This is a genomic window from Hymenobacter duratus (assembly GCF_014698995.1).
GTDB classification, from domain to species: Bacteria; Bacteroidota; Bacteroidia; order Cytophagales; family Hymenobacteraceae; genus Hymenobacter; species Hymenobacter duratus.
Genome location: NZ_JACWZZ010000004.1, coordinates 463,747 through 485,481, shown reverse-complemented (window position 1 = coordinate 485,481; position 21,735 = coordinate 463,747). Strand labels below are relative to the sequence as shown.

Below are 21,735 nucleotides of genomic sequence, written 5' to 3'. Positions count from 1 at the left end.
AAACATTGATGCCTCGTCAATCTATTCCTTCAACTACGCTCCTGGCCCAGGTCCGCAAATACTTTGGTCTTGAGCAGCGAGAGTTGGCAGGCTTGTTAGGAGTCACTGCCGCTCAAGTCGGTCACATCGAAGCCGGCCGCCGCACGCTTACCAGCAAGGTGCTGCTGCGCCTGAACCCGCTGGCGGCGCTGCTGCCCCCGGAGGCCCCGGCCCCGCTCTCCGAAACCGAGCTGGCCGCTACCGTGGCTCCGCCCGCTGCCGGCCCCCTGGAAGCCCGCCTCGACTACTGCCGCCACCACGCCGGCCGGCTGCGCCGGCAGCTGCGAACCTACACTACCCGCGCCAACTATGCCCACCGCTGGCAACAGGCGCTGCCTACGCTGCTGGCCGCCATACCCGAAGCCGACTTCACGAACCTGCCCCCGGCCTCCGACCTGGAAGCCCTGCACGCTTGGAACGCCGCCCGTACGACCCGCGCGCGGCTGCACCAGCTGGCCACCGAGCTGACCCCCGCAGAAACGGCTGAGTGGCACCTGCTGCGGCTGCGCGCCGAAGCCCTCGAAACCGAAGCCGCCGCGCTGGCCGAACTGCTGGCCGTTGCGGCCGGGTAGGCGTCTCAAAACGAGAAGATATTTCCCAAAATAATTATAACGCAGGTAGAATCGGGGAGGGTTTTGGTCGTCTATATTGGGGCATTCCTCACCATTTAACCGTTACCGTTTATGCCTTTTGATCTAAAACTATTGACCACCCGCGCCGACTGCGACGAAGTGCTGGACGACCTGGCCGCCGAGCTGGATGGTTACCAGCAGCGCACCAGCAACCTCGACTACGCAGACCGGCGCGCCGACCGTACTCAGGCCGACGTAAGCGGGCAGGTAGCTGGCCTCGAAGCGGAAATTACGGCCTACACGTCTATTCTGGCCTCGCCTGCCATTACCCCCTCCCTGCGCAAGCTAAACGAAACCAAGCTGCGCCGCGCCAACGACCGGCGCGACAACTTACTGGACCGTGGCAGCGCCCGCAGCGGCCCCGCTCGCTTCCTGGCCGGCGTCGATGGGGAGCAGGTGACGGCACAGGTAGCCGTGCTGACCGATGCCCAAACGCAGGTAACGAACCACCGCAGCTCGCTGACTACCTAACGGCACGCGTATCTGTAAAACACAAAAAAGCCCGCCGGACTAACCAGCGGGCTTTTCGTTTGTAGGGGCGGGGAGGCTTACGCCTGCTCCGTCACCACGATTTTCTGGATTTCGTCGTTGGCCTGAATCTGGTCGATGACGTCGAGGCCTTCTACCACCTTGCCGAATACCGTGTGGTTGCGGTCGAGGTGGGCGGTGTTGTCGCGGCTGTGCACGATGAAGAACTGGCTGCCGCCGGTGTTGCGGCCGGCGTGGGCCATGCTCAGGGCGCCACGCTCATGGTACTGATGGTCGCCGGACAGCTCGCAGTCGATTTTGTAGCCGGGGCCACCGGTGCCGGCCATGCCTTTAGCGCCGTCGCGCGAGTTGGGGCAGCCGCCCTGAATCACGAAGTTGGGAATGACGCGGTGAAACTTCAGGCCGTCGTAGAAGCCTTTCTGGGCCAGGTCGGTGAAGTTCTTCACGGTGTTGGGAGCGTCTTTTTCGTAGAACTCCACTTTCATTACACCTTTGGCAGTGTGGATTTCGGCAGTTTTCATGTTGGCTTGCAAACGGATGGAACGGGTATTTGTACGATGCGGCGGAACCGGCAGATGCGGCGCCGGCCCAAAGGTAGCCAATTTGCGCGCGGCCAAACATCCGGGCAACAGTTGGGTTTCGTAGAGACACTACCGCCGCCCGGCTGTCCGTGGCGCGGTAGTTTGCTTCCAACTCTCACACTTCCCAACCAACCCTTCGTGTATCCCATGAACAAAACCCTGCGCTCTGCTTCCTTCAGCCTGCTTTCAGCGGGCGTGTTTGCCTTCGGTCTTGCCAGCTGCGGCGACTCGGCTACCACCGAAACTACTACCACTACCACCGATATGGCCACTACCGTCGATTCGACGGCCATGATGAGCGACTCGGCCCGTATGGGCAAGTCGGAGGGCGTGCTGGTAGATGGCATTCCGATGACGCCGGACAAAACCATCGTGCAGAACGCCGTAATGGCGCCCAGCGTGAGCACGCTGGTGAAAGCCGTACAGGCGGCCGGCCTCGACGGCACGCTCAGCGGACCGGGCCCGTTCACGGTATTCGCACCCACCAATGCCGCCTTCGACAAACTGCCCAACGGCGCCCTCGCCGGCTTGCTGAAGCCCGAAAGCAAGGATAAGCTCAAAGGCGTGCTGACCTACCACGTCATTGCGGGCCGCCTGCTGGCCCAGGACCTGAAAGATGGCCAACAGCTGACGACCGTAAATGGTCAGAAAATCACGGTGTCGGTGAAAGACGGCAAAGTGATGATCAGCAATGGCAAGGATGCCCCCGTAGCGGTGCAAACCGCCGACGTGGTATCCAGCAACGGAGTTACGCACGTCATTGACGGCGTGCTGCTGCCCTCGGCCCAATAGCCGGGAATTGATTTCCTGATTGGTTGAAAAGCCCGGCTGTTTCAGCCGGGCTTTTTTTGCAGGGTGGCGGCAGCCGTGTGGTGTAGGGCTGCCATCGGATTGCAGACGCGGGCGGCCTTGCTACGCTGGCATCTCCGCCTGCAGAGGCCACAGGCTAAAGTGGAGCAATTCCGGTAATTTGCTGTTCCGTAGCGCTGGCCAGCGCCTTTTCTGTTGTTGATGAAGCATATTGTATATATGAGCCGGGCCGTGCGCCCCATGACTGACCCCGATTTGCAGGAGCTGCTGGACCAGAGCCGGCATGATAATGTCCGCCAGGGCATCACGGGCATCCTGTTTTACAGCCACGGCAACATTGCGCAGCTGTTTGAGGGCCCTGCCGAGCAGGTAGATCCGCTTTTTGACCGCATCTGCCGCGATGGCCGGCACTCGCACGTGCGCAAGCTCGTGGACGCCCCCATCGAAGCCCGCAGCTTTCCAAGCTGGTCGATGGCGTTTCATCCGTTGGAACCGAGCGGTTTTGCGGCCCTGGAGGGTTTTCTGCTGCCTCATCAGCTGCCGCCACTCCCGTCCTCGCTGACGATTGCCGATGCGCTGCTGGTGCAACTGGTGCAGCTGGCTGTGTTCGGCCCCGACCCGACGCAGCCGTTTCAGCACCGGCATGCCGACCCGCCCGGAGCGCTGGATGCGTAGGTGTCGGCACATCTTACCTGCATTTACACTTAGCCATAGCCGCTCTATCCGGGGCCTCCCATTAGTTAGCCCAGGCCAGGACTTTTATCGAATTACGACATATGCCAGCCCCCCATTTTGAGCAATTGCTGCGTCGGCTTCAGGCCGGAGTAGCTACTTTAGAAGGCCCTGAACTACGCTATGGGTTCGTGAATGAGCAGATGCAGGCGCTGGTAGGAACCAATGCCGAAGGACGTACCCTGGCCGAGCAACCCGGCCTTTTGCCTGCGGCACTGCTGGAGGTGCTGCCAAAAGTATTTGCGGCGGGCACTCCGTATGCTGCCCGGGCCTGCGCGTGCGGCTCGGCAGCCGACAGCCCGAACGTGCGCCACTTCGACCTGGTAGTGGACCCCTACGACGGCGAGGCCGGCCAGCCGGCCGGGCTGCTGCTGCTGGCCGTGGATGTGAGCGAGCAGGAAGCTGCCCGCCAGCGTGCCCACGAGCTGGCCCTCACTACGCGGCAGCTGGATGCGCGCCTGCGGGTACTGACCGAAACAGCGCCGCTCTTTACCTACACCATGTCGCCGCAGGGAGAGGTAACGTACGTGAGCCCGCAGTGGTACCGCTTCACGGGCCAGCCTGATACGGCCGACCTGACGGCCATCTGGCCGCTGCTGGTGCACCCGGATGACCGGTTGCGGGTGCTCTTCGAATCGGAAACTGCCCGCCGCACCGGCACCGGCTGGAACTACGAATACCGCCTGCGCCGCTACGACGGGCAATACCGCTGGATGCTGAGCCGGGCCTTGCCCGAGGTGCATCCGCCCGACCAGCCGGTAGCGTGGCACGGCGCCCTGACCGAAGTGCACCTTCAGCGGGAGCTAAGCGAAGCCCGCCGCCGGGGCGAGGCCGAGCTGCGCTTTCTGGCCGATAGTATTCCGGAGCTGGTCTGGACCACTTCGGCCGAGGGCTTGGTGGAGTATTACAACCACTACACCAAAAGCTACAGTGGCCTGACCACCGAAGAGCTGGGCCCCACGGGCTGGGTGGGGCTGCTGTACCCCGAGGAGCAGGCCGCCGCCGCCCGGCGCTGGGTGCAGAGTGTGGCCAGCGGCGAAGATTTTGAGGGCGAATACCGGCTACGGCGGGCCGATGGAGTGTACCGCTGGCATACCATCCGGGCACGGCGCCTCAACGACGGCAGCGGCCCCCGCTGGTTTGGGGCGGCCTCCGATGTGGAAGAGCAGCATCGCCTGCGCCAGGTGCTCCAAACCCAGTACGACGAACTGGCCCGCGCCCACCACAACCTCGACACGTTTGTGTACGCGGCCTCCCACGATCTGCGCCAGCCCACGCACAACCTGCGGGGGCTGTTTGAGGAGCTGCGCCGCTCCGTCCGGTTCACTGACCCCGAGCAGGCGCTGATGCTGCGCATGGTAGATACGGCCCTGACGCACCTGGACAGTACACTGGCCGACCTGACTGCTACCGTGCAAACCCAGCGCCAGCAGCAGGAGCCCGTGGAAATACTGGACCTGGCCCTGGGGCTGGAAGAAATCCTGCTGGGCCTGCGCCCGCAGATTGTGCACCAGGGAGCATCCGTGCAGATAGACGTGCAGGAAGCGCCGGGGCTACTCTATAGCCGGGCCAACTTCCGCTCCGTGGTGCACAACCTGGTGAGCAATGCGCTGAAGTTTGCGCACCCGCTGCGCCCGCCGCAGGTGCTGCTGCGCAACTACCTGACAGACGACGGCCAGCCGGTGCTGGAAGTTCGCGACAATGGCCTGGGAATGCGCATAGACGACCCGCACAACCCGGCCTTCCGGCTGTTTGCGCGCCAGCATACGCAGGTAGAGGGCACCGGTGTAGGGCTGTATCTGGTGCAGCGGATTGTAACCAGCCAGGGAGGGCACATAGAAGTAGACAGTACGCCCGGCATAGGCACTACTTTCCGCGTGTTCTGGGCCGCACCGCTAGGGATGAGGGAGTGAAACTGACGTAGCGGCCGGAGCCGAACCGGTTATTTCCGGTTGTCGTCGGCTTGCTGCATGCTCACGTAGCTGTCGTAGCGGGGCAGGGCAATGCGGCCTTTGTCCACGGCTTCGCGCACGGCACAGCCGGGCTCGTGCAGGTGCTGGCAGTTGTGGTAGCGGCACTGGTTGAGCAGGGCGCGCATTTCGGGGAAGAAGTGGGCCAGCTCGCCGGGCTTCATGTCCACGAGGCCCAGTTCCTTGATGCCGGGCGTATCAATCAGGAACGTACCGGGCCGCACCTCCAGCATCTCGGCGAAGGTGGTGGTGTGCACGCCTTTGTCAGAGAACTGGCTGATTTCGGCCGTTTTCAGGTCCAGGTCGGGTACCAGCGCATTGATGAGCGTGCTTTTGCCCACGCCCGAGTGGCCCGAGAGCAGCGTGGTTTTGTTATCCAACTGCGCGTCGATGTCGGCTACGCCTTCGCCCGTGTGGGCCGAGCAGCGCATGCCCGGGTACCCGATTCGCTCATACATCTTCAGAATCTGGTCCTGGTAGTCGGCCAGATCTTCGTCATACAGGTCGGTTTTGTTGAAGAGCAGCGTAACCGGAATGCTGTAGGCCTCGGCCGTCACCAGAAACCGGTCGATGAAGCCAAACGAGGTGGCCGGCGAGGCCAGCGTAACTACCAGCATGGCCTGGTCGAGGTTGGCGGCCACAATGTGGGCATGTTCGCTCTTGTGCACCGACCGGCGGATGATGTAGTTGCGGCGCGGCTCGATGTGGTGAATAACGCCCGCGCCTTCGGTCTGCTCTTCCACCGTAAAGTCTACCTGGTCGCCAACGGCCAGCGGGTTGCTCACCTTCAGGTCTTTCATTTTGAACTTGCCCCGCAGCCGGCAGTGGTGCAGCTGCCCGGTGCCCGCTTCGCGCACCACGTACCACGAGCCAGTAGATCTTACAACGGTTCCGGTCATGAGGAAAATGCGTGAGAAGGTGAAGTCAGAATAAAACGGAAAAGGACAGCAGACTGTGCCGAAAGTAGGTGGCTCATTCCGCTACCCGCGACGCCACCCATTGCATAATCCGGCCGGTGGCGCCGCTGTTGTCGTGCACATAGTCGAGGCTGCGGTCCTGCACGGCGAGGCGGGCCTCTTCCTGGTAGAAGAGTCGCCCAAATGCCGCCAGCAGCTCTTCCGCCGACTCTATCGGGAAGGCGCAGTCGATTTCTACCAGGTCTTTCGCCTCCTGAAACTTATCGTAGGTAGGCCCAAAGAATAGTGGCAGGCCAAAAGCAGCGGCTTCCAGCGTATTGTGCAGGCCTTTGCCAAACGCCCCCCCGATGTAGGCGAAATGCCCGAACCGGTAGAGCTGGCTGAGCAGGCCCACGTTGTCGATGAGCAGCACGCGGGCGTCGGCTACGGTGGCCGCGTCGGCGCGGGAGTAGCGCACTACCTGGCCCGGCATGGCTTCTTCCACGAGGCGCAGGTTGGTTTCGCTGATTTCGTGGGGAGCCACAATGAAGCGCATCTGGCCGGCGTATTGGCGCATCAGCGGCGTCAGAATCGGCATATCCTCGGGCCAGCTACTCCCAATAATAAGAACCGGCACCCAGTCTTCCGTAAAAGCATCGACGAGGGGCAGCGGCTGGGACGCGGCAGCGGCCGTGCGCACCACGGTGTCAAAACGGGTGTCGCCGGCCACGCTGGTCTGGGTAATGCCGGCTTCGCGCAGCAGCGCCACGGAGCTTTTGTTCTGGGCGAAGATGTGGGTGAAGCGGCTCAGAATTTGGCGGAAGAAACCGCCCCAAGGTTGGAAAAACACCTGCTCCGGCCGGAAAATAGCCGATACGCAAATGGTAGGTACCTGGCGGCGCTGCAGCTCCGTGAGGAAATGGTACCAGAACTCGTACTTAACGAATACCGCCAGCCGGGGCTTCACCGCCGCTACAAAGGCCTGCGCGTTGGCTGCCGTATCAAGCTGCAGGTAGAACACGTAAGCCGCGCCGGGCCAGTTTTTGCGCACTTCATAGCCCGAAGGTGAGAAGAACGTTAGCACGATTTTGTGGCGGGGGTAGCGCGTGGCGTAGGCCTCTATTAGGGGGCGGCCCTGCTCAAACTCGCCCAGTGAGGCGCAGTGAAACCAGGCCAGCGGCGCCGTTTCGTGCCGTAGCGCCGCCTGAATGCGAGGCAGCAGCCCCTGCCGGCCGGCCACCCACTGGGCCGCTTTCGGCACAAAAGGGGCTACCAGCTGCAGCAATAGCGCATACAGGCGCAGGGCTATGGAATATAGGAAAGGCAAAAGAGCGGTTTCGTTGCGGATGAAAGGAGGAGTGCAGAGTCTGAAATACCCGGCACCGGCCCTCCGGGATGCATCATTCAGTTAACGGCACAAAAGTACAGTCTTCCTCAGACTATTATAAAAAAGCCTCTGCCATACCGGCAGAGGCTTTTTGAGAGGCATCAGCCCACTCACGGGCTGATGCGGCTTAGTGGTGCTTGCCGAGGTAGTCGGCTACACCTTCGCGGGTGGCCGACATGCCTTCCTTGCCTTCTTCCCAGTTGGCGGGGCATACTTCGCCTTTCACCTCGAAATACTGCAGCGCGTCTACCATGCGCATGGCTTCGTCGATGCTGCGGCCCAGCGGACCGTCGTTCACTACCTGGTGGCGCACAATGCCGTCCTTGTCGATGAGGAACAGGCCGCGGTAGGCGAGGGGCGAGCCCACGAAGGTCATTTCGCCGGCCTCGTTGTAGTCGTAGTGGCCGCCCAGCACGTCGTAGTTGGCCGCAATGGTTTTGGTGGCGTCCGCTACCAGCGGATACGTTACGCCCTCAATGCCGCCGTTGTCGCGCGGAGTCTGCAGCCAGGCAAAGTGCGAGAAGTGCGTGTCCGTGGAGCAGCCTACGATGGCCACGCCTTTGGCTTCAAAATCAGCCAGACGCTCCTGGAATGAAATAATTTCGGTGGGGCAAACGAACGTGAAGTCGGCGGGATAGAAGTAGAAGATGACGTGCTTCTTGCCCAGATACCGGTCGAGGGAGAAATCCTCCTCGAATTCGCCGTCGATAACGGCGGTAGCTTTGAACGAGGGGGCACGCTTACCTACGAGAACTGCCATGAGTTACTGAATTTATGAAAGTGAAAAAAGATGATGCGTTGATGGAGAACCGGTGAGCGGAGAAAAAGCACCGGCATGTCTGGCGGCCTTACTTTCGGGGCTCGTCACCGGCGAGCTTATTGCCGGTGATGTGCAGCGAGAAGCTTTGGGCCTGAAAGCCCTGCAGCCCGCGGACCGCGAAAAACTCCTGAATGAGCGTGTCCAGCTGCGGGTCGTGGAAGTCGATGATTTCCTGCGTATCCGTGCAGAACAGGTGGTGGTGGGCGGAGCAGTCGGCATCGTAGCGGCGGCAGGAGCCTTCCGTCGAGGCGACGCGCCGCGTGAGGCCAGCCGCCACAAACGAGTCCAGCGCCTTGTATACCGTACCCAGCGACAGGCTGGGTTCCTGGCCCACTACCCGGCGGTGTACCTGCTCGGCCGTAGGGTGGCCGGGCAGGTGCAGCAGGCTTTCCAGAATGACCAAGCGTTGGCGCGTAGCCCGCAGTCCGGCCTCGGCCAGTCGGGCACGCAAATGGCCCGGCGAGGGCGGCAAATGGTCTGAAAAGTGGCTCACTAGCTAAGAATGATTCTCCGCAAAGATATGCCCATAAGGCGCATTGAGGCAAAATTGTTCGGTGCCGGTGCAGAAATTACGGCGGGCGGCTACCCAAACAGGCTGCCACTCAGGACCTGAAGCCACCGGAAAAAACCGGCGGACGGCTGGCTTGCCCGTTATTTCGCGGCTTTATTGCGGCTGCCCCGGCACACAAACTGAAACGTCTGGCGGCTGCGCTGCTCCAGCAGCAGCTCGCGCCCTTCCGTGAGGCGCTGAATACTCGGGGCATCGTAATTTTTGATGGTGTACAGCTCCAGCCCCGTGTTGTAGTGAATGGTGAACTGCTCACGCAATACAGCCAGTAGCTTTTCGAGGCGATAAGCGGAAAAATCGGTGCAGACCGAGAAGCTGATGGCCGAGTTCTGCATCAGGTTTATTTTAAGCCGGACCTGCGCCAGCGCCCCGAAAATCACCTCCAGGTTTTCTTCCGAAATAAAGGTCAGGTCCTTGCTCTCAAACGACACGAGGCACTGCCCGTCTTTGCGGATGAAGGCCGGCACCAGCAGCCCGTGCCGGCAGTCGTGGATGCGGGTGCCCTCGGCGCTGGGGTCCAGAAACGACTTCACCAGCAGCGGAATCCGGCGCACGGCCAGCGGCTTAATGGTTTTGGGGTGAATCACGGAAGCCCCGTAATAGGCCATTTCAATGGTTTCCTGGTAGCTGATTTCGGGGTAGCGCACCGTGTCCGGGAAGAATTTGGGGTCGGCGTTCAGCAGCCCCGCCACATCCTTCCAGATGGTCACCGACTCCGCGCCCAGGCAGTAGGCCAGAATGGCCGCCGTATAGTCGGAGCCTTCGCGGCCCAGCGTGGTCGTCTGACCGCTGGCAGTGCCACCCACAAAGCCCTGCGTGACGATAGGGCCCTGCGCCAGCAGCGGCAGTACCTCCGCCGTGAGGGCCCGCTCCGTAGTCGGCCAGTCGATGCGGCCCTCGCGCCAAGTACGGTCGGTCCGGATCAGAGGGCGGCAGTCGAGCCACCGGGCGTGCAGGGCGCGGGCCACAATGAGAGTCGCCAGCAGCTCTCCAAAGCTCACTATCTGGTCGTACTGCTTGTCGTAGTCGCCGGGAGTGAGGGTGGCCAGCCGGTCGCCGAGCTGCTCCAGTAAGGCTGCCAGGGTAGGCGCATGCGGGTCGGCGGTGTGCTCATCGGCCACTTCCAGTGCCGCCGCTACCTCCAGATGAAACGTGCGCAGCGCGGCCAGCTGGCTGCCGAAATCCTGCCCGGTGTGGGCCAGCTGGTACAGTTCTTCGAGGGCATTGGTGGTTTTGCCCATGGCCGAAACCACGATGAGCAGCGGCGTACCGGCCCCATATTCCCGCACAATACGGCTGAGGTTGCGGATAGCCGCCGCATCTTTCACCGAGGCACCGCCGAACTTGTATACTTTCAACTGAGAAGCTTCCTGCATGGGGCCAAATGTAGCGCCGAACGGATATTGGTGCCACTACGCCCGAAAAAGGTTAATTTTGGCTTCCCACCCATCTGTTCATTCTCTCAGGCTTTTATGAATCAACACGACAAACTGGCGCTGCCCGTAGGCACTACTCTGGACCGTTTCATCATGCGCAAGCAGGAAGATTTTCCCTATGCTACCGGGGAATTGTCTCAGCTACTCCGCGACATTGCCCTGGCCGCCAAAATCGTGAACCGCGAAATCAACCGCTCCGGCCTCATTGATATTGCCGGGGCCTATGGCAACCGCAACGTGCAGGGCGAAGACCAGCAGAAGCTGGATGTTATTGCCAATATCCGCTTTATCCGGGCGCTGCGCAATGGGGGCGAGGTGTGCACCATCATCAGCGAGGAAGACGAGGAAGTTATCCAGACCGGCAACGTGCAGGGCAAGTACATCGTGGCCATCGACCCGCTCGACGGCTCCAGCAACATCGATGTAAACGTATCCATCGGCACCATCTTCAGCATCTACCGGCGCGTGTCGCCGACCGGCAACGAGGGCACCATGGCCGATTGCCTACAGGCAGGCACGCACCAGGTGGCCGCCGGCTACGTTATTTATGGCTCCAGCACCATGCTCGTGTACACCACCGGCAATGGCGTAAACGGATTCACCTACGAGCCTAGCCTCGGCGAGTTTTTCCTTTCGCACCCCAACATTCAGTCGCCGAAAACCGGCACGGTTTACTCCGTGAATGAGGGTAGCTCTGCCTCTTTCTCACCGGGTGTGGCCGACTACGTGGCGCATTGCAAGGAACAGGGCTACTCGGCCCGCTACATTGGCTCCCTGGTCGCCGACTTCCATCGCAACCTGCTTAAAGGCGGCATCTACATCTACCCGTCCACGCAGAAGTCGCCGAAGGGCAAGCTGCGCCTCATGTACGAGTGCAATCCGCTGGCGTTTATTGTAGAGCAGGCCGGCGGCAAGTCCAGCAACGGCCGCATGCGTACTATGGAAATCGAACCTCAGGACATGCACGACCGGTGCCCGCTATTTATTGGCTCTACTGAGTTAGTAAATAAAGCAGAGGAATTTCTGGCGAAAGAGTTTGTGGAAGCGAAATAAAACGGAGCGGAAAAACGGAAAGCGCCTACCGCATTTGGTTTTATTCCGTTTCCGGTTTGCCTAATAAAAAAAGCCCGGATGCTACTGTAGCATCCGGGCTTTTTTATGCTGACTAAAAAGAAATTACTCTTTCTTTTTAGCGGCTTTTTTTGCTGGCTTTTCGGCGGCTGTTTCACTGTCGCTATCCGAAGCAGACGTCTTCTTTTTGGCTTTTGGCTTTTCTTCTACAGCGGCTTCCGAAGTGGCCTTAGCAGAAGATTTTTTTACAGCCTTCGGCTCAGTATCAGCGGCTTCAGCGGCAGCGGGTGCCTCTTCCGTAACGGGCGCCTGATACTCAAGGCGGCTGCTTACGGCGTGGTACCACTGCACCAGCTTCTTAATGTCGGACATGTACACCCGGTCCCGGTCATAGTCCGGAATGATTTCACCCATGAAGGCCGTCAGGTCCCGGTCGTCCGACTTGTGCGTGAGGGCCAGGCTGGTGCCGTGCTTCTGGTGAATCCGGTCGAACACCTCCGACAGCGGCACCGTCTGGTCGTAGTCCTGGGTGTAGATGGAAATTTCCTGCAGCAGCGACACCTTGTTGCGGGCCGAAGCTACAGAGCGTGTGCCGCGCTCATCCAGGGATTCGACGATAACGCCTGCGCGGGTTGGCTTTACGAGACGGAACAGACCGGGCATTCCGCTGATAGCGGCAATTTCCTTCAGGTCGTAGGGCATAGGTAGAATGGTTGTTTGAACGGGCAAAGTTACTCAGTTGCGGCGGCTTGGCCGGGGGCGCCCAGCTTAAACACGATGGGCAGGCTGGTGAGAATAGCGTAATCGGGCTTTTTGAACTGGAGCAAACGTACTACGCGTAGCGCTTCTTCGCCGCAGCCGCCGCCAATGTTTTTTACCAGCTTGATGCCTTCCAGCGTGCCACTGGTCGTCAGCGTGAAGCTTACGATGCAGGTGCCCTGAATCCGGTTGCGGCGGGCCAGAATAGGGTATTTCTTTTCTTTCTCGATGAAGGCATACATTGCCTCCTGGCCTCCTTCATAGTATTCAGCCACCGGAATGGCCTTGCTTACATTGCCGGCAGCTGGGGCCTGTGCAGGCGCGGCTTCCGTAGCAGGGGCCGTCGTTTCCGGAGCCGGGCCGTCGGTTTTGATCTTTACCTTGGTTTTCTGCGCCAACGCTGGTACAGTGCTGGCCATCAGGCCCAGCGCCAGCACGAGTGTGATTTTCTTCATGTGAGTGGAAGGAGGAGTGAAGGAGTGAAGTAAGCCCACGTGGCTACGGGTGGCGCCATGACAATTACAGGGCCAATCTACACATTCTCCTGCGTTTGGACTAGCTGCTGGTTGATGTCGGCAATGAAGCCGAGTATCTCTTCGCGGCCCGTTTTCTCTTCTGCCGACGTAATAAAATGCCGCGGCACCTCGTCCCAGCTTTCGCTCATCTTCTGCATGTAGTCCACCACGTTCTGGTGCGTGCGGCTGCCCGATTGTTTGTCGGCTTTGGTAAATACCATCACAAACGGAATGCCCTCAGATCCGAGCATTTCCATAAACTCCAGGTCGACGGCCTGAGCCGAGTGACGGGAGTCAATCAGCACAAACACACACGTCAGGTTTTCGCGCTGGCGGAGGTAGAAATTAATCATCCGGGCCCATTGCACGCGGCTCTCTTTGCTCACCTTCGCGTAGCCGTAGCCCGGCAAATCCACGAGGTACCACTCCTTATTAATGAGAAAATGGTTAATGAGCTGCGTTTTGCCAGGCAGAGAAGACGTTTTAGCCAAGCCCTTGCGCTCAGTCAGCATGTTGATGAGTGAGGACTTGCCCACGTTGGAACGGCCGATAAAGGCGTATTCGGGCAGCGTGGGCGGCGGGCATTGCTCTACCCGCGAATTGCTCATCAGAAAGGTTGCGTCACGGATTTGCATAGGAAAATAGTAAGGAGTACTGCGGCAAAGGTAGAGGGTTTGTAAACGCTACTTCCGAATAGCGCAAACGGAATATAAATTTTTGATTGAAATTCTTGTAGTATACAAAGCGCCTCTATATTTGCGTGCTTCACATTCTTTGCTGAAAGGCAGCTAACAACTGAGAATTATGATTTTGAGCATTTTCCGCAGTAAAATTCTGCGTCAATTGGATAAGATTGAGGTGGTATTATAAAATTTCTATCTTTGCCCCCAAATTGATGCCTTACGCACCAGCAGGAAAGCTATGTGAAGTGGCGCGGAACGGTTAGTTGAAGCCTTTCTGTCGCGAAAAAAATAGTTCCCTGCTTAACCCTAGAACGTGTTTTCAGTATAAGAGGCATCTTACGCAAAGCACAGCACCGACAGGTTGCCTTCCGTTCTCGGGAATCTCCTCTGCAACTCCTTATTCCTCAAACCCCTCCTAAAATGGACAACTTAGTCAGAAGGTTATTGAAAGCCTCTTGCGCCTTCGCTCTTACCGCGGCCGTGGCCCAGCCCGCGCTGGCCCAGAGCGTGCGGAAGCAGCTGAAGACTGCAAATAAGTTCTTTGAACAAGAGAACTACCGGGCATCCATCCCTTTCTACGAGCAAGTGTTGGCCAAGGAGCCCAACAACGCCCTGGCCCTGTTCCGCGCCGGCATCTCCTACATGTCATTCGACAAAGAGAAAGCCAGCGACTATATCTACAAGGCTCAGAAACTGAAACCCAAGGTTTCGAAAGATGTGGAGTACTGGCTGGGCCGTGTGGATCACCTCAACTACAACTTTGATGAGGCTATTTCGCACTACCAGGCATACAACGCTACGCTGAAACAGAAGGACACCCGCAAAGCGGAGCTTGCCCAGCTGATCCAGCACTCGAAGAATGCCAAGGTGCAGTTCAACAGCCCCAAGGACATCTTCGTGAAAAACCTGGGGCCCACCATCAACACGCCGTACTCGGAGCATAGCCCGGTTATCTCGCAGGACGACAAGCTGCTGCTGTTCACCTCGCGTTCTGACAACATGAGCAACATTCCGGTAGCGGATGATGCGAAAGGCAAGAAGAAGGACAAAAATCTTGCTGCTGACGGTCAGTACTACGAGAACATCTACGAGGCTACCCGCATCGACGATGAGAACTGGGAGAAGCCTCGCTCGCTGAGCTCCGTGCTTAATGGCAAAGGCCACGACGCTTCTATTCAGGTCTTCGACAACGACACGAAGCTGCTGATGTACCGCAACGATGAGAACGGCGACATCATGTATGCCGAGAAGTCGGGTACGGACTGGACGGAGCCTAAGAAGCTCAACGACAACATCAACTCGAAGGCTTTCGAGTCGGATGCGTACATCACGCCAGACGGACGGACCATCTACTTCTCTACGGGCAAGTATTCGGAAGACGGTACGCTGGACATCTATTACGCTACCCGCCAGCAGGGTGGTGACTGGGGTGAAGCCAAATCGGTAGGCAACGCCATCAACACCAAGTATGACGACGACAGCCCGTTCTTGAGCAAGGACGGCAAGACGCTGTACTTTGCTTCGCGCGGCCACAACACCATGGGCGGCTACGACATCTTCAAGTCGGAGTTTGACTCGATTGGTAACAAATGGGGCCGTCCCGAGAACATGGGCTACCCCGTGAACACGCCGGATGACGATACTTACTACCGCCTGAGCCCAGATGGTTCGTATGCCTACCTGTCGTCGTACCGCATCGGTGGCTACGGTGAAAAGGATATCTACACCATCAACTACATCAAAAACGCCATCATCCGTGGTAAGGTGTATACGAAGCGTGACAGCACTGTTATTCCGGGTGTAGAGCTGGTGTTTAGTGGCACGCAAGCCGATAAAACGGCACTTAGCTACCGCGACATCACCAAGCCTGAAACCGGCGACTATCAGGTAAGTGTGCTTTCGGGCCGTACCTACCAGGTAGCGCTGTCGAAAGATGGCCAGAACGTAGGTACCGAGGAATTTGCCATACCTGTGTCGACCAACGACTCGACGGTAATCAACAAGGATTTCTATGTTGACTACATCGACACGAGTGCTACGGGCATGTTTGCCTTCAAGAAGATTTACTTCGACACCGACAAATACAAGCTGCGTCCGGAGTCTATTACCGAGCTGAACAACATCAGTTCGATTCTGAAGGCTAACCCCGGCGTAAACATCTCCATCGAAGGCCATTGCGACTCGCGCAACACCGACGAGTACAACATGGTACTGGGCCAGAACCGTGCTGACGCCGCCTATAACTACCTGAAGAAGCAGGGTATCGGCGAAACGCGCATGGTAACGGTTAGCTACGGTGAGCGTCGTCCGGCTGCCGGCAATGATTCGCCGGAGAACATGCAGCTTAACCGCCGCGTAGAGTTCCGCGTGATTCTGAAGGAAGGCGAAGCTATGCCAACCATGACCACGCCTGCTCCGACTTCCGCTGCTCCGGCCCGCACTACGCCGCTGCAACCTGGCAAAAGCAAGGTGAAGATGGCCGACGGCACCAAGGTGAAAACCAAAGTGGACGAGGACAGCGACAAAGTAAAAGTGAAAACCAAAGGCGCTAACGGCGAGGAATCGAAGACCAAGACCAAAGACGGTACCATCGATGCCAAGACCAAAGACGCCAATGGCGAAAAGACCAAAGTGAAGACGGACAACGACTAAGCCGCTTTCAACCGCTAGAAAACGGGCCGGGCAATTTGTCCGGCCCGTTTTTTTTCAACATAATGGCCCAACCCACGTTATGTTTGGGCAATTTCGCCCCTGAATTCTCGTTGTTCGCCCCAGAACCATGGCCGTAGTACCCTATAAAGACGACACCGCCGGCAAAAAGTCGCAGGTAGCGCAGATGTTCAACAGCATTGCCGGGAAATATGACTTCCTGAACCACTTCCTGAGCGCCGGCACGGACATCTACTGGCGCCGCAAAGCGGTAGGAGAGTTGAAGCAGCTGCGCCCGGCCCGCATTCTGGACATTGCTACCGGCACGGCCGACTTCGCCATTGAAACGCTGCGCGCCGCCTCCAAAGACGCGCAGGTGACAGGCGTGGATATTTCGGAAGGCATGCTGGAGGTGGGGCGTCGCAAGCTGCAGGCAAAAGGCCTCACCAACCGGATCCAACTGGAACTGGGCGACTCCGAAAACCTACCGTTCCCCGACAACCATTTCGACGCCGTAACGGCTTCGTTTGGGGTGCGCAACTTCGAAAACCTGGCCATTGGCCTCGCCGAAATGCGGCGGGTACTGCGGCCGGGCGGCAAACTCGTGATACTGGAGTTTTCCAAGCCCACGGCCTTCCCTATGAAGCAGGCCTACAACTTCTACTTCCGGCATATTCTGCCGGTATTCGGTAAACTGATTTCCAAAGACCGCGCCGCCTATACCTACCTGCCCGAATCGGTGCAGGCTTTCCCGGACGGCCCCGACTTTCTGGCTATTCTCCGGCAGGTTGGCTTTACTTCTCCCGCATGGCAACCCCTCACGTTCGGCATAAGCTCCATTTACACCGCGCACAAATAGGCCGCTTCGCATTGCTGGGGCTGCTGGCTCTGGCTGTGCCGTTGAGTACCGAAGCCCAGAAAAAAAGCCGGGCCAGCGCCAGCCGTGGCAAAGGCGGCAAGGTCAAATCCATTACGGTGGAAAACCTGCCTGGCTACGACGATAAATGGTTTCACCCCGGTTTCTACATTGCTCCGCACTTTTCGCGCTACAAGCTGGAGCAGTCACCGGCTTACATCACCAACCAGGGCACCAACCGTGGCGTGACGGCAAATGCCATCAGCAGCCCCGGCTTCGCAGTTGGGTTTGTGGGTGACGCGCGCCTGGGGGACTTTTTCAATCTGCGCTTTGCACCGGGCGTTAGCTTCATCACGCGCCAGATTGAGTTCAAGCCAGCTGGCTACGCGCCCGATCCGACGAACGAGGATGACCCGGCCGAAATAACCACCCAGGAGGTCGGAGCCACGCAAGTAGACTTTCCGGTCCTGCTCAAGTTTCATTCGGAGCGGCGGCGCAACACACGTGTGTATGTGGTGGGTGGCCTCAAGCCCAGCGTGAGCGTGGGCAACCGCCGCAAAGACCCCCTGAAAAACCAGCTCACTACGGCCCGCAGCGACATGGCCATTGAGTATGGCGTAGGGCTGGACCTGTTCTATCCGTTTTTCAAATTTGCGCCTGAACTGCGCTTTTCGCACGGCCTGAGCAACCAGTATCAGCCCGAGGACAACGTCTACAGCCGCAGTCTACAGAGCCTGAAAAGCAACACTGTGACGCTGTACCTTAATTTTGAATAGCAAATCGAATCCCGAAAGACCGTCCCGCAAGACGGTCTTTTTGCAACCCTTTATCTGAAGACATGCAGACTGCTTTTATTACCGGCGCTTCGTCGGGAATTGGCCGGGCTACGGCCGTTGCGTTGGCAAAATCCGGCTTTCAACTCGTCCTGACGGGCCGCCGCCGGGAGCGGCTGGAGGAACTGGCGCAGGAACTGAGCGGCACACCAGTCCATATCCTGACGTTTGATGTGCGCGACCGGACTGCCGTAGAGGAGGCAGTCGCGAGCCTGCCCACACAGTTTGCTGCTATTGACGTCCTCATCAATAATGCCGGCAACGCCCACGGCTTGGCGCCAGTGCAGGACGGCGACCCCGCCGACTGGGATGCCATGCTCGACGGTAATGTGAAAGGCCTGCTCTACGTGAGTCGCGCTGTATTGCCCGCCATGACGCGCCGCCAGGTGGGCCACATCATCAACATCGGGTCCGTGGCCGGCTCGGAGGCGTATGCCAATGGCAACGTGTACTGCGCCTCTAAAGCCGCCGTATCGATGCTGACCAAGACGATGCGGCTGGATCTGCTGCCGCACAATATCCGCGTGGCTGAAGTGAACCCCGGAGCTGTGGAAACGGAGTTTTCCAACGTGCGCTTCAAAGGCGACGAAGCGCGGGCCAAACAGGTCTACAAGGGCTTCGAGCCACTGCGGCCCGAAGACGTGGCTGACGTAATCCAGTTCATGGTGACGCGCCCGCCGCACGTGAATGTGGCCGAAGTACTGCTGTTCCCGACCGCGCAGGGGGCCGCCACTACTATCCACAAACAGTAGAACCCCCCAAACAAAAAAGCGCCGGCCCCAAAGCCCGGCGCTTTTTTCGTAGGTTTTACTTACTTATTCAGGAAGCCGACAGCTGCTGCAGCACGCCGGGGTGCAGCGTGTGCTTGCCGGCAAAGCCGATGACTAGGGGCTCTACACCCAGTCGCCGCAGAAATGCGCGCTGCTTTTCCACGTCTTCGGGCTTGATGAATTCGTCTTCGTCGCCGCAGACTAGCGAAACCGGCAGGCCCTGCAGCAAGTGCGAAGCCACCGTGAAATCGATATCGGGCGGGAAGGCGCCGGCCCAGAGGATGAGCCGGGCCGGGCGGAAAGCGGCTCGGGCCAGCCAGCGGCTTACGGTAGCGGCGCCCTGCGAGAAGCCCAGTGCCGTCACGCGCACATCAGCCGGCACGATTGCTAGTACTGATGCCGCCAACTGGTTCAGGTACGCAACATAGTCGTCGATTTCCGTGAGTCGGTCTTCGCGCGTCATCCAAGTAGCGCCCACACGGCCGCCGGTGCCCTGCAGGTAGAAGCGCGACAGACCCTCCGGCGCAACAATTACCAGCGTTGGGTCGGAGGCGGAGAGGATAGTAAAATGGCGGATGAAATACTGCGCCAGCTGGCCGTAGCCGTGGCACACAAACCACACCTGCCGGGTAGTGGCTGACAGTTCCCCCAACTGAAAATAGCGAGCTGTGCGCGTGACGGCAAGATGGTGCTCCTGGGCCATCCGGCTTAGCCTTTCTGCGGCAAATCGTCGGCGGTGAAGCCGAAAGGCAGCAGGTCGGAGAGGCTGCGGAAACGGTAGATGCTGCCATCGGGGCCGGGCAGCAGCAGCGGAATGGCCTGCTGCTGGCGGTGCTCATACTCGGCCATCACCTGCCGGCAGGCCCCGCACGACGTTACGGCTACAAAGTCGCCGGAAGCGGGCCGGGCCGCTACCGCCATGCCCAGAATGCGGCGCTCGGGCTGAGAAGCTGCTAGGCCAAACAGCGCCGTGCGCTCGGCACAAAGACCCGAGGGAAAGGCAGCGTTTTCCTGATTGGTGCCCCGGAAAATGGTGCCGTCATCCAGCAGCAGCGACGCGCCGACGTGGAAGTGGGAGTAGGGGGCGTAAGCGTGGTCGGTGGCGGCGCGGGCAGCCTGCCAGGTAGCGGCTTCGGCGGGTGTCAGTTCGGCTTCAGAAAGAACCTCGACGTTGATGGTGAGGTGGAGCGGATGGGCCATTGAGTAGGCAGGAAAAGGAAAGCCCGGTACCGCTGGCGGCCCCGGTTGGATAAGGGGCGGTGAATGTACTACAATTTCCTTTAGGGATGAGTGCGCCATGGTCTGCTGCTGCAAGCGGAGGAGAACCAGAGCTGGCAGAGGAGCCAAAAAGGTCGAAGAAGCCAGTAGCTAACCTTCCATACTCCCCGGAATTCGCTAGAATTGGGCCTGATTTGGCAGCTGATCCGGAGCCTGACTCTACACAAGCCGGCTCCTGCTGATGGTCCCTTTCCACCCAATTTTCCCCGATGACCCGTATTACCCTGCTCGGTGCCGGCCGCTCGGCCTCCTCGCTTATTCAGTACCTGCTTCGCTACGCGCCCCTCGAAAACTGGCAGCTCACGGTGGCTGATGTGAATCCGGCCCATCTGGTGCCGGTGCTGGCTGCGCACAGTGAGTACGCCCGCGCTGTGTCCTTCGATATTCAGGATGAGGCCCGGCTGGAGAATCTGGTAGCTGGCTCCGACATCGTTATTTCAATGCTGCCGGCGCTGTTTCATGGGCCTGTGGCGCGGGCCTGCGTGCGGCTGGGACGGCACCTGGCCACGGCCAGCTATGTGAGTGAGGAAATCCGGGAGCTGCATGCCGAAGCGCAGCAGGCGGGCATCACGCTGCTTATGGAGTGCGGCCTCGATCCTGGCCTCGACCATATGTCGGCAATGGCCGTGATAGAGCACATCCGGGCGCGGGGCGGGCATATCACCTCGTTCAAGTCCTATTGCGGCGGGCTGCTGGCCCCCGATTCGGAGGGCGACAATCCGTGGAAGTACAAGTTCACCTGGAACCCGCGCAATGTAGTGTTGGCCGGCCAGAGCACGGCTAAGTACCTCGAAAACGGCCGGGCCCGCTTTATTCCGTACCAGCACCTGTTTGCGCGCACCGAGCCGATAGAAGTGCCCGGCTACGGCAGCTTCGACGGCTACGCCAACCGCGACTCGCTCAGCTACCGCGCCCCTTATGGCCTCGACGACATCCCGACCATCCTGCGCGGCACGCTGCGCCGGGCTGGCTACTGCGCCGCCTGGCACGCGCTGGTGCGCCTGGGCCTCACCGATGACTCCGTGCATATCGGAAACACCGCCGACCTGCCTTGGCGGGAGCTAATCGAGTCATACCTGCCGGTAGCGGTGCCGCGAGCGGCGTCCGAAACCGAGCTGGCCAGCCAGTGCGCCAGCTACCTGAACCTGCCGCTGGCCGGCCCCGAAATGCAGCGCCTGCAGTGGCTGGAACTATTCACCGACAGGCCCGTGGGGCTGGCCGATGCAACGCCCGCACAGCTGCTGGAGCGCCTGCTGACCGACAAATGGCAGCTGCAGCCCCACGACCACGACATGATTGTGATGCAGCACCTGTTTGAGTTCGTGTTGGAAGGCGTACACTATCACAGTACCTCCTCACTGGTGGTGCTCGGCGATGATGCCACGCACACGGCCATGGCCAAAACCGTGGGCCTGCCACTGGGCATGGCCGTGCGGCGGCTGGCGCGTGGCGAAGTAAGGCGGTGCGGTGTCGTCATTCCCACCAGCTCCGACCTGTACCAGCCGATTCTGGCAGAGCTGGCCGCCGACTACAGCATTCGGTTCGAGGAAACGGAAAACGTGGCTTCCCGGAATATGCTTGCGAGCTAAGGCCAGACGAAGAAGCGTGTTTCGGCGTTGTGCAGGCTCCGCTTCCTTCCCGACTCCATGACTACCTATTTACTGCTGCGGCTGCGCGTGCTGAGCCGGCTGCTGGCTGAACTGGGCTGGTGGCGAATGGTGCTGCTGGGCCCGATGCTGCTACTGGCTCTGGCCCGCGCACTGTTTGTGTTGGCTCCGCATCCGGCTGGCCAGTGGGTAGTGCCGCTGTTGGTGATGCTATTGGTTTGCAGCCAGCACCGCCGCCGTGCTGATTTGTCCTTCCTGCATCTTGCCGCGCCTGAGTATCGCTGGTGGCTGGCCGCCGAATACGCGTTGTGGAGCCTGCCGGCGGCAGGTGCGCTGCTGGCTTTTGGCAGGGTA

General features: G+C 59.6%; 22 protein-coding genes. 11 read left to right on the top strand and 11 right to left on the bottom strand.

Features of this window, described 5'->3' with window-relative positions; genetic code table 11:
- Positions 1-8 precede the first annotated feature (8 nt).
- Both IC231_RS18195 and IC231_RS18190 read left to right on the top strand, forming a co-directional pair.
- Positions 9-611, top strand: a complete 603-nt coding sequence (locus IC231_RS18195) for a helix-turn-helix domain-containing protein (protein ID WP_190785894.1) — start codon at positions 9-11, stop codon at positions 609-611.
- 111 nt (positions 612-722) lie between these two features.
- On the top strand, positions 723-1,142 hold the full coding sequence (locus IC231_RS18190) for a hypothetical protein (protein ID WP_190785893.1): 420 nt from the start codon (positions 723-725) through the stop codon (positions 1,140-1,142).
- A 77-nt stretch (positions 1,143-1,219) separates the two neighbouring features.
- Here IC231_RS18190 and IC231_RS18185 read toward each other — a convergent pair whose 3' ends face one another.
- The gene (locus tag IC231_RS18185; protein ID WP_190785892.1) at positions 1,220-1,681 is read right to left on the bottom strand and encodes a peptidylprolyl isomerase; all 462 of its coding nucleotides are present in this window, start codon (positions 1,679-1,681) and stop codon (positions 1,220-1,222) included.
- 207 nt (positions 1,682-1,888) lie between these two features.
- On the opposite strand from IC231_RS18185, the gene IC231_RS18180 reads away from it, so the two are divergent.
- The 3 genes from IC231_RS18180 (at position 1,889) to IC231_RS18170 (ending at position 5,196) form a co-directional block, all read left to right on the top strand.
- Complete coding sequence (locus tag IC231_RS18180) at positions 1,889-2,533, top strand: fasciclin domain-containing protein (RefSeq protein ID WP_190785891.1); 645 nt, start codon at positions 1,889-1,891, stop codon at positions 2,531-2,533.
- A gap of 219 nt (positions 2,534-2,752) precedes the next feature.
- A complete protein-coding gene (locus IC231_RS18175) occupies positions 2,753-3,226 on the top strand; it encodes a BLUF domain-containing protein (RefSeq protein WP_190785890.1) in 474 nt (157 codons plus the stop codon).
- 101 nt (positions 3,227-3,327) lie between these two features.
- On the top strand, positions 3,328-5,196 hold the full coding sequence (locus IC231_RS18170) for a PAS domain-containing sensor histidine kinase (RefSeq protein WP_190785889.1): 1,869 nt from the start codon (positions 3,328-3,330) through the stop codon (positions 5,194-5,196).
- A 29-nt stretch (positions 5,197-5,225) separates the two neighbouring features.
- Here IC231_RS18170 and rsgA read toward each other — a convergent pair whose 3' ends face one another.
- The 5 genes from rsgA to IC231_RS18145 all read right to left on the bottom strand — a co-directional run bounded on the left by rsgA (position 5,226) and on the right by IC231_RS18145 (position 10,300).
- Positions 5,226-6,152 carry a ribosome small subunit-dependent GTPase A gene (gene rsgA, locus IC231_RS18165; protein ID WP_190785888.1) on the bottom strand — a complete coding sequence of 309 codons (927 nt, stop codon included), beginning with the start codon at positions 6,150-6,152 and terminating at the stop codon, positions 5,226-5,228.
- A 73-nt stretch (positions 6,153-6,225) separates the two neighbouring features.
- Positions 6,226-7,476, bottom strand: a complete 1,251-nt coding sequence (locus IC231_RS18160; protein WP_190785887.1) for a 3-deoxy-D-manno-octulosonic acid transferase — start codon at positions 7,474-7,476, stop codon at positions 6,226-6,228.
- Between the two features lie 187 nt (positions 7,477-7,663).
- A complete protein-coding gene (locus IC231_RS18155; protein WP_185886428.1) occupies positions 7,664-8,296 on the bottom strand; it encodes a peroxiredoxin in 633 nt (210 codons plus the stop codon).
- 88 nt (positions 8,297-8,384) lie between these two features.
- Complete coding sequence (locus IC231_RS18150) at positions 8,385-8,849, bottom strand: Fur family transcriptional regulator (protein WP_190785886.1); 465 nt, start codon at positions 8,847-8,849, stop codon at positions 8,385-8,387.
- A gap of 158 nt (positions 8,850-9,007) precedes the next feature.
- A complete protein-coding gene (locus IC231_RS18145; protein ID WP_190785885.1) occupies positions 9,008-10,300 on the bottom strand; it encodes an aspartate kinase in 1,293 nt (430 codons plus the stop codon).
- A gap of 96 nt (positions 10,301-10,396) precedes the next feature.
- Between IC231_RS18145 and fbp the strand changes: the two genes are divergently transcribed.
- A complete protein-coding gene (gene fbp / locus IC231_RS18140; protein ID WP_185886425.1) occupies positions 10,397-11,413 on the top strand; it encodes a class 1 fructose-bisphosphatase in 1,017 nt (338 codons plus the stop codon).
- A gap of 123 nt (positions 11,414-11,536) precedes the next feature.
- Here the strand turns inward: fbp and IC231_RS18135 are convergent, their stop codons facing one another.
- The 3 genes from IC231_RS18135 to yihA form a co-directional block, all read right to left on the bottom strand.
- Positions 11,537-12,133, bottom strand: a complete 597-nt coding sequence (locus tag IC231_RS18135; protein ID WP_190785884.1) for a DUF5606 family protein — start codon at positions 12,131-12,133, stop codon at positions 11,537-11,539.
- 29 nt (positions 12,134-12,162) lie between these two features.
- A complete protein-coding gene (locus IC231_RS18130; RefSeq protein WP_211539178.1) occupies positions 12,163-12,645 on the bottom strand; it encodes an energy transducer TonB in 483 nt (160 codons plus the stop codon).
- A 77-nt stretch (positions 12,646-12,722) separates the two neighbouring features.
- Positions 12,723-13,340, bottom strand: a complete 618-nt coding sequence (gene yihA, locus IC231_RS18125) for a ribosome biogenesis GTP-binding protein YihA/YsxC (protein ID WP_190785883.1) — start codon at positions 13,338-13,340, stop codon at positions 12,723-12,725.
- A gap of 492 nt (positions 13,341-13,832) precedes the next feature.
- On the opposite strand from yihA, the gene IC231_RS18120 reads away from it, so the two are divergent.
- The 4 genes from IC231_RS18120 to IC231_RS18105 all read left to right on the top strand — a co-directional run bounded on the left by IC231_RS18120 (position 13,833) and on the right by IC231_RS18105 (position 18,478).
- Complete coding sequence (locus tag IC231_RS18120) at positions 13,833-16,040, top strand: OmpA family protein (protein ID WP_211539177.1); 2,208 nt, start codon at positions 13,833-13,835, stop codon at positions 16,038-16,040.
- 127 nt (positions 16,041-16,167) lie between these two features.
- Entirely contained in the window at positions 16,168-16,896 is a 729-nt protein-coding gene (ubiE, locus tag IC231_RS18115; RefSeq protein WP_185886421.1) for a bifunctional demethylmenaquinone methyltransferase/2-methoxy-6-polyprenyl-1,4-benzoquinol methylase UbiE, read from the top strand.
- Positions 16,845-17,669, top strand: coding sequence for a type IX secretion/gliding motility protein PorT/SprT (porT, locus tag IC231_RS18110; RefSeq protein WP_190785881.1), 825 nt, complete (start codon positions 16,845-16,847; stop codon positions 17,667-17,669). Before ubiE ends, porT begins: the two co-directional genes overlap by 52 nt.
- Positions 17,670-17,731: 62 nt before the next feature.
- Complete coding sequence (locus tag IC231_RS18105) at positions 17,732-18,478, top strand: SDR family NAD(P)-dependent oxidoreductase (RefSeq protein ID WP_190785880.1); 747 nt, start codon at positions 17,732-17,734, stop codon at positions 18,476-18,478.
- A gap of 67 nt (positions 18,479-18,545) precedes the next feature.
- Here the strand turns inward: IC231_RS18105 and IC231_RS18100 are convergent, their stop codons facing one another.
- Together IC231_RS18100 and cdd are read right to left on the bottom strand one after the other, a co-directional pair.
- Entirely contained in the window at positions 18,546-19,199 is a 654-nt protein-coding gene (locus IC231_RS18100; RefSeq protein WP_190785879.1) for an alpha/beta hydrolase, read from the bottom strand.
- Between the two features lie 5 nt (positions 19,200-19,204).
- Positions 19,205-19,696 carry a cytidine deaminase gene (gene cdd / locus IC231_RS18095; protein ID WP_190785878.1) on the bottom strand — a complete coding sequence of 164 codons (492 nt, stop codon included), beginning with the start codon at positions 19,694-19,696 and terminating at the stop codon, positions 19,205-19,207.
- 287 nt (positions 19,697-19,983) lie between these two features.
- Between cdd and IC231_RS18090 the strand changes: the two genes are divergently transcribed.
- Positions 19,984-21,363 (top strand): saccharopine dehydrogenase family protein, encoded by a 1,380-nt coding sequence (locus IC231_RS18090; protein ID WP_190785877.1) that lies wholly within the window; start codon positions 19,984-19,986, stop codon positions 21,361-21,363.
- Positions 21,364-21,735 lie beyond the last annotated feature (372 nt).